The sequence below is a fragment of the Pseudomonas sp. GW823-FHT06E10 genome (assembly GCF_058794995.1).
The window spans coordinates 318830-332781 of the sequence record NZ_JBXAHJ010000002.1 but is presented as its reverse complement, the minus strand read 5'-3'; the positions used below and the strand labels follow the sequence as shown (position 1 = coordinate 332781).

Annotated in this window: 15 protein-coding genes; 6 read left to right on the top strand and 9 right to left on the bottom strand. The window is 58.8% G+C overall.

Annotation, left to right across the window (positions count from 1 at the left end):
• Nucleotides 1–308: 308 nt before the first annotated feature.
• On the top strand, nt 309–935 hold the full coding sequence (locus AC1Q6Y_RS04590) for a response regulator transcription factor (RefSeq protein WP_008053528.1): 627 nt from the start codon (nt 309–311) through the stop codon (nt 933–935).
• An 83-nt stretch (nt 936–1018) separates the two neighbouring features.
• On the opposite strand, the gene AC1Q6Y_RS04585 is transcribed toward AC1Q6Y_RS04590, so the two are convergent.
• From AC1Q6Y_RS04585 to metG, 8 genes are all read right to left on the bottom strand, one after another.
• Nucleotides 1019–1198: a PA3496 family putative envelope integrity protein gene (locus AC1Q6Y_RS04585; protein WP_007972325.1), complete on the bottom strand. Its 180-nt coding sequence runs from the start codon at nt 1196–1198 to the stop codon at nt 1019–1021.
• A 106-nt stretch (nt 1199–1304) separates the two neighbouring features.
• A complete protein-coding gene (nth, locus tag AC1Q6Y_RS04580; protein WP_057713439.1) occupies nt 1305–1943 on the bottom strand; it encodes an endonuclease III in 639 nt (212 codons plus the stop codon).
• A 25-nt stretch (nt 1944–1968) separates the two neighbouring features.
• On the bottom strand, nt 1969–2553 hold the full coding sequence (locus AC1Q6Y_RS04575) for an Rnf-Nqr domain containing protein (protein ID WP_407514593.1): 585 nt from the start codon (nt 2551–2553) through the stop codon (nt 1969–1971).
• Complete coding sequence (locus AC1Q6Y_RS04570; protein WP_057713441.1) at nt 2546–3157, bottom strand: RnfABCDGE type electron transport complex subunit G; 612 nt, start codon at nt 3155–3157, stop codon at nt 2546–2548. Before AC1Q6Y_RS04570 ends, AC1Q6Y_RS04575 begins: the two co-directional genes overlap by 8 nt.
• Nucleotides 3154–4140 carry an RnfABCDGE type electron transport complex subunit D gene (locus AC1Q6Y_RS04565; RefSeq protein ID WP_057713442.1) on the bottom strand — a complete coding sequence of 329 codons (987 nt, stop codon included), beginning with the start codon at nt 4138–4140 and terminating at the stop codon, nt 3154–3156. The genes AC1Q6Y_RS04570 and AC1Q6Y_RS04565 overlap by 4 nt, the downstream gene beginning before the upstream one ends.
• On the bottom strand, nt 4127–5140 hold the full coding sequence (rsxB, locus tag AC1Q6Y_RS04560; protein WP_057713443.1) for an electron transport complex subunit RsxB: 1014 nt from the start codon (nt 5138–5140) through the stop codon (nt 4127–4129). Before rsxB ends, AC1Q6Y_RS04565 begins: the two co-directional genes overlap by 14 nt.
• A complete protein-coding gene (locus AC1Q6Y_RS04555) occupies nt 5137–5706 on the bottom strand; it encodes an electron transport complex protein RnfA (protein ID WP_154860461.1) in 570 nt (189 codons plus the stop codon). Before AC1Q6Y_RS04555 ends, rsxB begins: the two co-directional genes overlap by 4 nt.
• A gap of 253 nt (nt 5707–5959) precedes the next feature.
• Nucleotides 5960–8011, bottom strand: coding sequence for a methionine--tRNA ligase (gene metG, locus AC1Q6Y_RS04550; protein WP_492624091.1), 2052 nt, complete (start codon nt 8009–8011; stop codon nt 5960–5962).
• 176 nt (nt 8012–8187) lie between these two features.
• Here metG and apbC point away from each other — a divergent pair, with 176 nt between their 5' ends.
• On the top strand, nt 8188–9282 hold the full coding sequence (apbC, locus tag AC1Q6Y_RS04545; RefSeq protein WP_057713446.1) for an iron-sulfur cluster carrier protein ApbC: 1095 nt from the start codon (nt 8188–8190) through the stop codon (nt 9280–9282).
• A 122-nt stretch (nt 9283–9404) separates the two neighbouring features.
• On the opposite strand, the gene AC1Q6Y_RS04540 is transcribed toward apbC, so the two are convergent.
• A complete protein-coding gene (locus AC1Q6Y_RS04540; RefSeq protein ID WP_223501961.1) occupies nt 9405–10163 on the bottom strand; it encodes an SDR family oxidoreductase in 759 nt (252 codons plus the stop codon).
• A 163-nt stretch (nt 10164–10326) separates the two neighbouring features.
• On the opposite strand from AC1Q6Y_RS04540, the gene AC1Q6Y_RS04535 reads away from it, so the two are divergent.
• The 4 genes from AC1Q6Y_RS04535 to groL all read left to right on the top strand — a co-directional run bounded on the left by AC1Q6Y_RS04535 (nt 10327) and on the right by groL (nt 13840).
• Complete coding sequence (locus AC1Q6Y_RS04535) at nt 10327–11058, top strand: HugZ family pyridoxamine 5'-phosphate oxidase (RefSeq protein WP_057713448.1); 732 nt, start codon at nt 10327–10329, stop codon at nt 11056–11058.
• Between the two features lie 66 nt (nt 11059–11124).
• Entirely contained in the window at nt 11125–11601 is a 477-nt protein-coding gene (locus tag AC1Q6Y_RS04530; RefSeq protein ID WP_218494259.1) for an FxsA family protein, read from the top strand.
• 248 nt (nt 11602–11849) lie between these two features.
• Nucleotides 11850–12143 (top strand): co-chaperone GroES, encoded by a 294-nt coding sequence (locus AC1Q6Y_RS04525; RefSeq protein WP_007985847.1) that lies wholly within the window; start codon nt 11850–11852, stop codon nt 12141–12143.
• Between the two features lie 50 nt (nt 12144–12193).
• Complete coding sequence (gene groL / locus AC1Q6Y_RS04520; protein WP_090457529.1) at nt 12194–13840, top strand: chaperonin GroEL; 1647 nt, start codon at nt 12194–12196, stop codon at nt 13838–13840.
• Nucleotides 13841–13952 lie beyond the last annotated feature (112 nt).

The following is a 13952-nucleotide window of genomic DNA, read 5'->3' as shown; positions in this document are numbered from 1 at the left end:
CGAAAATATCAGTTACGTTTTAGCGGAAAGGTAGAGGCTAGTGTTTGTCAGGGCGGGACCGGATCAAGCTGGCTCTCGAAAAAATCTGGTCGTAAATCGACACAGGTGGCTGCTGGAAAGTGCGACACACTGACGCTGATACAGTTTTAAATTCATTCTGTTCGAGGGATTTTTGTAGGAGGAATCCGTGTTGTTTGTAGGGGATGTCTCTTGGTGTGGGTGGCCGGGAGGGGCGACATGCCATGGGTGAAACGACTAGGCTATTGTGCGGGCTCTAAAAATTCGAACAGCGAAAATTGGACTTGCCCATGAATAAAGTGCTGATCGTGGATGATCACCCCGTCATTCGTCTTGCGGTACGTATGCTAATGGAGCGTCATGGCTACGAAGTTATTGCAGAAACCGATAATGGTGTGGACGCACTGCAACTAGCCCGAGAACTTATGCCGGACATTGTCATTCTGGATATCGGGATTCCGAAGCTGGACGGGTTGGAAGTCATCGCGCGTTTGTCTTCGACTTCAATGCCGATGAAAGTGCTGATTTTGACTTCCCAGGCGCCGGGACATTTTTCGATGCGTTGCATGCAATCCGGTGCAGCCGGTTATGTCTGCAAACAACAAGATCTCACGGAGTTGCTCAGTGCAATAAAGGCCGTTTTGTCAGGCTACAGTTACTTTCCTAATCAAGCCTTGCATACCGTACGATGCAGTTTGGGGAATGCCAGTGAGGCCGATATGGTCGATCGATTGTCGGGGCGGGAAATGATGGTCCTGCAGCAGTTGGCCCGAGGAAAGACCAATAAAGAGATTGCCGATGGGATGTTTCTCAGCAATAAAACAGTCAGTACTTACAAGACCCGCCTGTTGCTCAAGCTGAATGCGCGGTCTCTGGTCGATCTGATCGAACTGGCACAACGCAATGGTCTGGTGTGATGGCATAACTGCGCGACAAGGGGCGCCTATCGGGGTACGGCACTTAGCAAAAAAAAGCCTCCGTTTCGGGAGGCTTTCAGGTGTCATAAATCAAAATCGTAATCGGCCAATTGCTTTTGCAGTCGGCGCTCCTCCAGCAGGTTGTCGATGGTGCGGCGTTTGCTCAGATTAGTTTTCGCTACTTCAACCACCGGTTCAGCATCATCGGTTTCGGCGGTGGTGAAATCGTCTTCTACGTCTAATTGCTCTTTGCCAGTACTCATTTAGTTGCTCCAGGCTAAGAAGGCCTTTGGCGCCCCTTATATCGACATTCTCCCGGCGGGTAAAAAAGATTTTTTCAATCGACAAATCAATAAACCCAATAGCGCCTCAATCGTCGGAGGTTTTGTGCTTGTATTCGCACAAATCCTCGATCCGGCAGCTTCCGCATCGGGGCTTGCGGGCCAGGCAAACATAGCGACCATGAAGGATCAGCCAGTGATGGGAGTCGAGCAGGTACTCCTTGGGCACGAACTTCATCAGTTTTTTCTCGACTTCCACCACATTCTTGCCGGGAGCAATGCCAGTCCGGTTGCTGACCCTGAAAATATGCGTGTCGACGGCCATGGTCAGCTGACGGAATGCCGTATTGAGTACCACGTTGGCGGTCTTGCGGCCGACGCCGGGCAGTGCTTCCAGCTCTTCGCGGGTTTGTGGGACCTCGCCGGCGTGACGCTCGACCAGCAAACGGCAGGTTTCGATCACGTTTTTCGCTTTGCTGTTGTACAGCCCGATGGTCTTGATGTACTCCGACAGCCCTTCGACACCCAGGGCATGCATCGCTGCCGGGGTATTGGCGACCGGGAAAAGCCTGGCTGTGGCCTTGTTGACGCCGACATCGGTGGACTGCGCCGAGAGAATCACGGCAATCAGTAATTCGAAGGGGGAGGAATAGGCCAGTTCGGTCTTTGGTTCCGGGTTGTCCTCGTGCAGTCGGCGGAAAATTTCCAGACGTTTTGCGGCATTCATGGGCAGTGCGTTTCCTCGAAGGCAATCAATGTGTGGGCGTCGGGCGCCAGGCCTGCCAGGCGGCGATCAGGAGTCCGAGCATGATGAACCCGCCAGGGACCAGTGTGGTCAGGCGCAGTCCGCCGTCAGCCACCAGCACCCAGCCATGCCAGTCAGTTTGCGTTGCACCGAACAGCCACGATAGATGGTTTCCAAGTGTTCCGTTGCCGATGAGTTCGCGCAGCAGGCCCAGCGTGATCATCAGCGTGGCAAACAGGCTATTGAGTCGCAGGCGTTGACGCCAATCGCTCTGAAAGACCCCGGTGTGTTCCAGTACAACGCATTGCAAGGCGATCAAGGCTCCATAAATCCCCAGATGCTGCTGCCATTGCAGCGACCAGGCTTGTGCCATGAGTTCCGCGCAACTGGTGAGGGTGGCTGCCAACAGGATGCTGGCCAGCATACGGGTCGCCGGGACCAGTCGAGATCGCAGGGCACCCATGGCCAGACCGAACAACTGAGTCACCACCAAGAACATCAGGCACAGGCCAACTGCAGCCATCAGCGAGTGGGTGACGCCGATCAGTGGCGTCAGCATCAAGGCGTTGCGCAGAGTCGATGAGTTATCCATGGGCAGGGATTCCGAGCAGTTGTTGCCGGTGTTCATCGAAGTAGCGCAAGGCATCGTGGACGGCATTGATCACCGCTCTTGAGGTGATGGTTGCGCCTGCGATCTGATCGAACTGTCCCTGATCCTTTTTCAGCGCCCAGCCGCTGTCACCGGGTTCTGTTCGAGACTTGCCGGAAAAAACCTGGAGCCAGGCATTGGGCCAGTCGGCGATCCGAGCCCCAAGTCCTGGTGTTTCCGACTGTTTGAGGGTTTTGACGCCCAGCAACCTGCCATTGGCGTCGACTGCGATCAACAGGTCGATGGCACCGGCGTAGCCAAGGGTTTGACTGCGCAGCAAGACCGCGACGGGCTGATCGGCCCGGGTCGCCAGATAACCACCCAGCAAGGTGCTGTTGGTCAGTGCGGCTGCTTCAATCGTTATGGGGTGTTCGAGTGGTTGATTGTCGTAGCTGTCCGGCGCGATCAGGTCCAGCAGGTTACGGCTGTCGATCAGGCGCTGTTCGGCTGCAATGCGTGGCGCGCTGCCGAGTTGTACGAAGTACGTCACGCCAAGGCCCAGTGCGGCCAAAAGCACCACAAGCGCGATGCTTGATGTCCGGTTCATGGCGCCTCCGGCTGTTGCCTGGCCGCCACGAACCGCTCCAGCGCCGGCACGCACAGGTTCATCAACAGCACAGCGAAGGCGATGCCGTCCGGGTAGCCACCCCAGGTACGAATCAGATAAGTGAGAAGCCCAACACCAGCGCCGAACAACAGTTTCGCGCCAGGGCTTCTGGCGCCGGACACCGGTTCGGTGATGATGAAGAACGCACCCAGCATGGTCGCGCCGGTCAGCAGATGAAACAACGGCGAGCCATGGGAGTCGGAGCCCGAGCCGTTCCAGCACAACAGGCTGATGATGAACAGGCTGGCCAGCATGCCGACCGGTGCATGCCAGCTGATCACCCTTCGTTGCAGGAGAAACGCTCCACCCGCCACAAAGGCCAGGTTCACCCATTCCACCCCCCGGCCGCCAAAGTGGCCGAATGCCGGGTTGCCGGCAAACAGTTCATCCATGGTCAGGCTTTTGTTGATCCGCAGACTGTCCAGTGCCGTGGCCTGCACCCACGCATCCGGCACATGGCCGATGCCAAACACGTGCTGCAGGCCGCTCAACAGATCCATGCCATGGGGCAATGGCCAATGGGTCATTGGTTGGGGAAAGGTCACCAGTACCAGAGCCAAGCCAAGCATCGCCGGGTTGAAGGGATTCGAACCGACGCCACCATACAAGTGCTTGCCGAACACCATCGCAGAAGCGGCAGCACTGAGGGTCAGCCACCATGGGCAGTAAGGCGGCAGTGCCAGAGCCAGCAATGTGGCACTGACCAGCGCGCTACCGTCACTCAAAGTTGGCCCCGGCGGCTGCTTGCGCCATTGCACGACGGCGGCCTCGACGGCCAACGCGGCAGTGGCCGCCAGAAGCAGATTGATCAACACACCCCAGCCGTACAGCCAGAACGCCGCCAGGATTCCCGGCAGCGTGGCCAACAGCACCAGTTTCATCGCCTGTTGCAGGCGATCATCCACCGCGTCAAGGGCTGGCATGGGCGTCCACCAGGCGTTCGGCTTCACCGAGTGCGCGTTCCAGGGCTTCGATTTGTTCCGCTGGTGCTTCGTTGGCCTGAGCCTTCTTGAGTTCGGCGCGGCGCATGGCCAACTGGATTTTGGCCCGTTTCAGATCGGCATCATTTGACGACGCAGCCGCGACCGTCGGTGCAGGGGAAGGTGGAGCGGCGCTTTCCAGTTGCGCCAGGTTTTGTTCGGCGGCTTCGAACTGTTGTTGCAGTGCGATCAACTGCGATTGCTGTTCGAAGGTCGGCGGATGCCCGAAGGCCTTCAGCGATTTGTGCAACTGCGCCCGACTCATCGCCACCTCGATCTTGGCCTTTTTCAGCGCGGCATCGGCATTGGCGGTTTTCTGTGCGCGGACGCGCTCGAGGGCCGCCTGCACCGGGTCGGCTGTCGTCTCGGCAGGTTGCGCGGCTCGCTGCCTTGCCTGGCGCTCGGCGATTTTCTGTTGCTCCTCACGCTGCAAGCGGGCATTGCGTTGTTCGAAGCGGCGCCGTGCGTGATCGCGCTTGAGGTTGCGGGCCTGCCGCGCCTGCGGTGTGAGGGCCAGGCCCCCGACAACAGGCAGTACAGTGTTCGGCGGCAGTGGGCGCATTTCGATGCAGTCCACCGGGCACGGTGCCACGCAGAGGTCGCAACCGGTGCACTCATCAATGATCACCGTGTGCATCAGCTTGGCCGCGCCGACGATGGCATCGATCGGGCAGGCCTGAATGCACTTGGTGCAACCAATGCACTCGGCCTCGCGGATATAGGCGATCTGCGCAGGTGCCGAGCCGCGAGTGATGTCCAACTCCAGCACCGGCACCTTCAGCAGTTCAGCCAGGGCCGCGATGGTTTCGTTGCCTCCGGGAGGGCACTTGTTGATCGGCTCACCGCTGGCGATGCCTTCGGCATACGGCTTGCACCCGGGGTGCCCGCACTTGCCGCATTGGGTTTGCGGCAAGAGTGCGTCGATGCATTGAATCAGACTCATGTTTTGATCAGTCCGCTGAATCCGAGAAAAGCCACTGCGATCAGGCCGGCACCAATCAGGTCGATCGGCAAGCCGCGAAAGGGCAGGGGAACATCGTTGTCGGCCGTGCGTTCACGCAAATCAGTGAACAGGCTCAACACCAGCCAGAAGCCCAACCCTGCACCGAGGCTCAAGGCAGTGGCGTGAAAAAAACCCTTGTCTTCCTGAGCATTGAGCAGGGCCACGCCGAGTACGCCAGCATTGCCCAGCAGCAACGGCCAGAGGCCTTCGAATGGTAGTGTCGAAAACAACCGCGCCAGCAACTTCAGCAACGGGCTGATCAGCAGCACGCTCAATGGCAGAAACACAAACAGACGCAGCGGCGTCAATTGTAGTGGGACCAGCATCCATTGATAGAGCGCGTAGCCGAGCATGCCCACGACCAGCATCAGGCATGTCGTCGCAATGCCCAGGGCATGTACCTGACGACGCTGACCGGCCAACAGTGGATCGACGGCCAATGGCCATTGCAACACGAGGTTGTTGATCAGGGCAGCGCTGATAAGCGTAAGCAGGATTTCGGTCATTGTTCGTGCCGACAAGAACGGTAGTTTTTGTAGGAGCGAGCTTGGTCCGGGCGGCGTTCCGACGATGGACTCAAGGGCGCTGCGTTCAACCTGTGGACACGCATAATCGTTAACGACCATCGCGAGCGAGCTCGCTCCTACAGGAGATGGTCTAAAAAGCTTAGGCATTATCCGGCAAGGCGGGAGGGTGGGCCAGACATGAAAATCCCACAGCCGCGCCAGGCACGACTGTGGGATCGATTTGCCGCAGACCTTACTTGATGCGCTGGCCAGGCTTGGCGCCGCTGTCAGGGCTGAGCAGGTAGATTTCTTCTCCGCCAGGGCCTGCCGCCATCACCATGCCTTCGGAGATACCGAACTTCATTTTCCGTGGCTTGAGGTTGGCGATCATCATGGTCAGGCGCCCATCGAGCTTGGACGGGTCCGGGTAAGCGCTCTTGATCCCGGAGAATACGTTGCGTTGCTCGTCACCGATATCCAGGGTCAGGCGCAACAGCTTGTCGGCACCTTCCACGTGTTCAGCCTTGACGATCAGCGCGACACGCAGGTCGACAGCGGCAAAGGTGTCGAACTCGATTTCCGGCGACAGCGGATCCTTGGCCAGTTCGCCATTGCCGGCAGGTGCGGCTTCGCCAGTGTCGGTCTGGCTGGCGGTCAGGTCTTCTTTCGAGGCGTCGGTCATGGCTTGCACTTTTACCGGGTCGATGCGGGTCATCAGCGGCTTGAACTCGTTCAGCTGGTGATTGCCGAGCAAGGTCGCGTGATCGTTCCAGGTCAGCGGCGCGACGTTGAGGAACGCCTCGGCGTCGGCGGCCAGCAGCGGCAGCACCGGCTTGAGGAAGATCACCAGTTGGCGGAACAGGTTGACGCCTGTGGCGCAGATGGCCTGGACTTCATCCTGTTTGCCTTCCTGTTTGTTCAACGACCACGGCGCCTTGTCGGCGATCCAGGCGTTGGCGCGGTCGGCCAGGCCCATGATCTCGCGCATGGCACGGGCAAAGTCGCGGGCTTCATAGGCGTCGGCGATACCTGGCGCGGCGGCCAGGAAGGCTTCGGTCAGTTCAGGCGCGGCGTTGGTGTCGACCATTACGCCGGCATTGCCCTTGTTGATGAAACCGGCACAACGGCTGGCGATGTTGACGACCTTGCCCACCAGGTCGGAGTTGACCTTCTGCACGAAGTCTTCGAGGTTCAGATCGAGGTCATCAACGCCACGGCCCAGCTTGGCCGCGTAGTAATAGCGCAGGTATTCCGGCGACAGGTGGTCCAGGTAGGTCCGGGCCTTGATGAAGGTGCCGCGGGACTTGGACATTTTCTGACCGTTGACAGTCAGGTAGCCGTGCACGTTGATGCCGGTCGGCTTGCGGTAGCCCGCGCCCTCGAGCATGGCTGGCCAGAACAGGGCGTGGAAGTTGACGATGTCCTTGCCGATGAAGTGGTACAGCTCGGCGGTGGAGTCCTTGCCCCAGAACGCGTCGAAGTCCAGCTCCGGCGTGCGGTTGCACAGGTTCTTGAAGCTGGCCATGTAACCGATCGGCGCATCCAGCCACACGTAGAAGTACTTGCCCGGCTCGTCGGGGATTTCAAAACCGAAATACGGTGCATCGCGGGAGATGTCCCACTGTTGCAGGCCGGCATCCAGCCATTCGGCGATCTTGTTGGCGACGGCTTCTTGCAGAGTGCCGCTGCGGGTCCAGGCTTGCAGCATTTCCTGGAAGTCCGGCAGTTTGAAGAAGAAGTGCTGGGAATCCTTGAGCACCGGGGTGGCGCCAGAGATTGCCGACTTCGGATCCTTCAGGTCGGTCGGTGCGTAGGTTGCACCGCATTTTTCGCAGTTATCGCCGTACTGGTCTTCCGTGCCGCATTTCGGGCAGGTGCCCTTGATGAAGCGGTCGGCCAGGAACATTTTCTTTTCCGGGTCGAAATACTGGGTGATCGATCGCTGGGCAATGTGCCCAGCGTCGCGAAGCTTCAGGTAGATCTGGCTCGACAGCTCACGGTTTTCTTCGGCGTGAGTGGAGTGGAAGTTGTCGAAGTCCACCAGGAAGTCGGCAAAGTCGGCGCTGTGTTCAGCCTGGACATTGGCGATCAGTTGTTCCGGGGTGATGCCTTCCTTTTCCGCGCGCAGCATGATCGCCGAACCGTGGGCGTCGTCGGCGCAGACATAGATGCATTGATTGCCGCGGTGCTTCTGGAAACGCACCCACATATCGGTCTGGATGTATTCCAGCATATGGCCGAGGTGAATCGAACCATTGGCATAGGGCAGGGCGCTGGTGACGAGGATCTTGCGTGGCTCGGACATGGGGCTCGGCTACTTGATGAAACGGAGGTCGGCCACTATAAAGCGCCGGCGCATATTTTTCACCCTGTGAGCCTGTTTCATTGGATGAGTAACAGGTGAAGGTTCAACATCCCGCCGAACGCTCGGAACAGGTACGATAGCCACTATCTTTTCCAGTCCTGTTTTCGGAGTTGCCCATGAGCGCCGTCAATCGCGCAGCGGTGGAAGCCGTCCTTCGCCAATACACCGACCCTTACCTGAACCTGGACCCGGTCAGCGCCGGGTGCGTGCGCAACATCGAGATCCAGGGCGACCGCGTCAGCGTTCAGCTTGAACTGGGTTACGCCGCCGGTCTGTTCAAGAGTGGCTGGGCGCAGATGCTGGAAATGGCCATTCAGGGGCTGGATGGCGTGGCAAGTGCCAAGGTCGAAATCACCAGCGTGATCGCCGCGCACAAGGCTCAGGCGCAGATTCCGGGCTTGGCGAACGTGAAAAACGTGGTGGCCGTGGCGTCCGGCAAGGGCGGCGTGGGCAAATCCACCACGGCGGCCAACCTGGCCCTGGCTCTGGCCCGGGAAGGCGCCAAGGTCGGGATTCTCGATGCGGATATCTACGGCCCGAGCCAGGGCATCATGTTCGGCATCCCCGAGCGCACCCGCCCCGAGGTCAAGGATCAGAAATGGTTCGTTCCGCTCAAGTCCCATGGCGTCGAAGTGATGTCCATGGCTTTCCTCACCGACGACAACACGCCGATGGTCTGGCGCGGGCCGATGGTTTCGGGCGCCCTGTTGCAACTGGTCACGCAGACCGCGTGGGGTGACCTCGATTACCTGGTCATCGACATGCCGCCAGGCACCGGTGACATCCAGTTGACCCTGGCGCAGAAAGTGCCAGTGGCCGGTGCGGTTATCGTGACCACCCCGCAGGACCTGGCATTGCTGGACGCACGCAAGGGCGTGGAAATGTTCCGCAAGGTCAACATCCCGGTGCTGGGCGTGGTGGAAAACATGGCCGTGCACATCTGCTCCAACTGCGGACATGCCGAGCATCTGTTTGGCGAAGGCGGTGGTGTGAAACTGGCCAACCAGTATGGCGTTGAACTGCTGGCTTCGCTGCCGCTGTCGATGGTCATCCGCGAGCAGGCCGATGGCGGCAAGCCAACAGTGATCGCCGAGCCTGATAGCCAGATTGCGATGGTTTACCAGGAACTGGCCCGCCATGTCGGCGCGCGGATCGTGTTGCAGGAAGCGTTGACGCCGGCGATGCCGAACATCAGCGTCAGCGACGACTGAGGGTGTGAACGCAATCCCCTTGTAGGAGCGAGCTTGCTCGCGATGGTGGGTCAGTTACACCAATGTGCCTGACACACCATCGCGAGCAAGCTCGCTCCTACAGTAGTTGTTTTGTGGTGGATTTAGATCCGCAACCCGCCATCCATCTCCAGAATCCGACCGGTGTAATAGTCGTTCTCGAAGATGTAAGCCGCCGAATGGGCGATTTCCTCAGGCTTGCCCATGCGCTTGAGCGGGATCCCCGCAGTCATCTTCTCCAGCGCTTCAGGCTTCATGCCCAGGGTCATTTCGGTTTCGATGAAGCCCGGTGCAATGCCGGCGACGCGAATGCCGTAGCGTGCCAGTTCCTTGGCCCAGGTCACGGTCGCCGCAGCAACACCGGCCTTGGCGGCGGAGTAGTTGGTCTGACCGACGTTGCCGGCGCGGGAAATCGACGAGATATTGATGATCGCGCCAGTGTTGTTCAGCTCGACCATTTTCGCCGCGACTTCACGGGTGCACAGGAACACGCCGGTCAGGTTGACGTCGATGACGGCCTGCCACTGGGCCAGGCTCATCTTGGTCATTTCGCCATCCTTGACCTTGAGCAACAGGCCGTCGCGCAGGATCCCGGCGTTGTTGATCAAGCCATGGATCGCGCCGAAATCTTCAGCGACCTGGGCAACCATGTGGGTCACTTGCTCTTCGTTGGCCACGTTGCACAGGTAGGCGCGGGCCTCGACACCTTGGGCCTTGCAGGCCGCGACGGCGTCGTCGAGTTTTTCCTGGTTCAGGTCCACCAGCGCGAGTTTCGCGCCCAGGCCTGCGAAATACTCGGCCATGGAGCGGCCTAAACCCTGGCAACCGCCAGTGATAATGATTACTTTGTCAGTGAGTTGCATTCGCATGCCCCGGTAGCAGGTCTGAGTGGTTTCCTTTAGAGGGCCTCTCGATCTGCGCCTGACCTGGCTTGGCTGCACATGAGAACTGCCCCCGATGGCGTGCTGGGACTTTCGCCAGCAGCTCGTCCGTTTTTCTGACGGATTCTATTTAAGGAGTCATAAATTGAGCGTTGAAGCGGCTAAGCATGCACGAGAATTGCTTCTCAAGGAATACCGTGGGGTGCTCTCGACGCACTCCAAATCAATGCCCGGTTTTCCGTTCGGTTCCGTGGTTCCGTACTGCCTGGACGAGCAGGGCCGGCCGCTGATCCTGATCAGCCGCATCGCCCAGCACACTCATAATCTGCAAAAAGATCGGAAATGCTCGCTCTTTGTCGGCGAACGTGGTGCCGAAGATGTCCAGGCCGTTGGTCGACTGACTTACCTGGCTGAGGCGCAGCAGCTCGAAGACGAAGCCGCCATCGACGCTGCCTCCGAGCGTTACTACCGCTACTTCCCGGAGTCGAAGGGTTATCACAAGGCCCACGATTTCGATTTCTGGGTGCTTGAGCCTGTACGCCACCGTTACATCGGCGGTTTTGGCGCGATTCATTGGGTCAACGAGCTGACCCTGGCCAACCCGTTCGCCGGCAAGGCCGAAGTGAGCATGGTCGAGCACATGAACGCCGATCACGCCAAGGCCATCGCCCATTACGTCGATCTGGCCGGGCTGCCGAAAAACGTGCCGGCGCAAATGGTCGGCATCGATTGCGAAGGCATGCACCTGCGCATCGGTCAAAGTCTGTACTGGTTACCGTTCCAAGCGCCTTGTAATACGCCGACACAAGTTCGCGAAGCCTTGGTTTCTCTGGCCCACGCCGATCATTGGCCGAAAAATGAAGTGGCCGACGCTTGAATTCACGAAACGGCGACGTCATCTAAGGTGAACTGGCAAGGCATTCTTGCGTTGAGGAACCATTTGATGCGCCCTTTTTTGTTGCTCTTTCTGCTGTTCCCGGTGTTGGAGCTGTTCGTATTCGTCAAGGTGGCAGGGTCCATCGGGTTCTTCCCGGCCCTGCTGCTGATCATTCTCGGCTCGATGTTCGGCGTGTTTGTGCTGCGCATCGCCGGCCTGGCCACGGCCCTGCGTGCCCGTGAAAGCCTGAGCCGCGGCGAACTGCCGGCCCAGACCATGCTCGAAGGCCTGATGCTGGCATTGGCCGGTGGCCTGCTGATTCTTCCGGGCTTCATCAGCGATGTGATCGGCCTGTTCATGCTGCTGCCGTTCAGTCGTCGCCTGCTGGCCAATAAAATGCGTCAGCGCGCCGAAGAGCAGGCGATGCGTCAGCGAGCGTTCGCCGACGACCTCCAGGCCCGTGGCGGCCCGGTGCCTCGCGAGCCGCTGGGCCGCGAGCCCAACGTGATCGAAGGCGAGTTCGAACACCGCGATACCAAGTAATACGCACATCGACACGGCACCTTCGGGTGCCGTGTTCGTTTGCGGGGCATCGACCTGAAAAATTTTTCACCGCCGCCCTTGTAATAAGCTTATGCGCCCTTATGTAACGGTCACCGCAAGGTTTCTGGCGAACAAGCCAGACAGACTTCCGCGGTTCGCTTGACGAACCGCAACCGGCACCGCCGGCCTTTGTTAAACCCGCCGGGACTACACCGGCCGATGAAAACCACAATTAGGAGAGATCGACAATGAAGCTTCGTCCTCTGCATGACCGCGTCGTCATCCGTCGCAGCGAAGAAGAAAAGAAAACCGCTGGCGGTATCGTCCTGCCAGGTTCGGCTGCTGAAAAAGCCAACAGCGGCGAAATCCTCGCTGTAGGCACCGGCCGCGTACTGGAAAACGGTGAAGTGCGTGCACTGTCCGTGAAAGTGGGCGACAAGGTTGTGTTCGGTCCTTACTCCGGCAGCAACACTGTGAAAGTCGACGGCGAAGACCTGCTGGTAATGAGCGAGAACGAAATTCTCGCCGTTATCGAAGGCTGATACCCCCGTTCATTTTCCCGCTACTACAAAGTATTTAAGGAATATCGATCATGGCTGCTAAAGAAGTTCTGTTTGGCGATTCCGCCCGTAAAAAAATGCTCAAGGGCGTCAACGTCCTGGCTGACGCAGTAAAAGCGACCCTGGGCCCGAAAGGCCGTAACGTGATCATCGAGAAGAGCTTCGGCGCTCCGACCATCACCAAGGACGGCGTTTCCGTAGCAAAAGAAATCGAACTGGAAGACCGTTTCGAAAACATGGGCGCGCAGCTGGTCAAAGACGTTGCCTCCCGTGCCAACGATGACGCTGGTGACGGTACTACCACCGCTACCGTTCTGGCTCAGTCGATCGTCAACGAAGGCCTGAAAGCCGTCGCTGCCGGCATGAACCCGATGGACCTCAAGCGCGGCATCGACAAGGCGACCATCGCCATCGTCAAAGAGCTGAAAAACCTGTCCAAGCCATGCGCTGACACCAAGGCTATCGCTCAGGTCGGCACCATCTCGGCCAACTCCGACAACTCCATCGGCGACATCATTGCCGAAGCCATGGAAAAAGTCGGTAAAGAAGGCGTGATCACCGTTGAAGAAGGCTCGGGCCTGGAAAACGAACTGTCGGTTGTTGAAGGCATGCAGTTCGACCGTGGTTACCTGTCCCCGTACTTCGTCAACAAGCCAGAGACCATGGTCGCTGAGCTGGACGGCCCGCTGATCCTGCTGGTCGACAAGAAGATCTCGAACATCCGCGAAATGCTGCCAGTGCTGGAAGCCGTTGCCAAAGCCGGCCGTCCACTGCTGATCGTGGCCGAAGACGTTGAAGGCGAAGCCCTGGCGACTCTGGTTGTGAACAACATGCGTGGCATCGTTAAAGTCGCAGCCGTCAAGGCTCCAGGCTTCGGCGATCGTCGCAAGGCCATGCTGCAGGACATCGCCGTTCTGACCGGCGGTACCGTTATCTCCGAAGAGATCGGCCTGAGCCTGGAAAGCGCAACCCTGGAAAACCTGGGCAGCGCCAAGCGCGTGACCCTGTCCAAGGAAAACACCATCATCGTTGACGGTGCTGGCGTACACGGCGACATCGAAGCACGCATCACTCAGATCCGTGCTCAGGTTGCCGAAACTTCCTCGGACTACGACCGTGAAAAACTGCAAGAGCGTCTGGCCAAGCTGTCCGGCGGCGTTGCAGTGATCAAGGTTGGCGCTGGTTCCGAAGTTGAAATGAAAGAGAAGAAAGCCCGCGTTGAAGACGCCCTGCACGCTACTCGTGCAGCCGTTGAAGAAGGCGTGGTACCTGGCGGTGGCGTTGCGCTGATCCGCGCTCTGCAAACCCTGAACGATCTGAAAGGCGACAACGCTGATCAGGACGTAGGTATCGCTGTTCTGCGTCGTGCCGTTGAAGCACCGCTGCGTCAGATCGCTGCCAACAGCGGTGACGAGCCAAGCGTTGTGGTCAACGAAGTCAAGAACGGCAAAGGTAACTTCGGTTACAACGCTGCGACTGGCGAATACGGCGACATGATCGAAATGGGCATCCTGGATCCGACCAAGGTCACCCGTTCCGCGCTGCAAGCTGCATCGTCGATCGGCGGTCTGATCCTGACCACCGAAGCCGCTGTTGCTGATGCACCGAAGAAAGAAGGTGCAGCTGGCGGCGGTATGCCAGACATGGGCGGTATGGGCGGCATGGGCGGCATGATGTAAGCCAGCCTTACCCCTGTACGAAAAAACCCCGTCTGCGAAAGCAGGCGGGGTTTTTTATTGCCTTCAATTTGGGGTTGGCTGGAGATTGCGTCGCGCCCATCGCGGGCAAGCC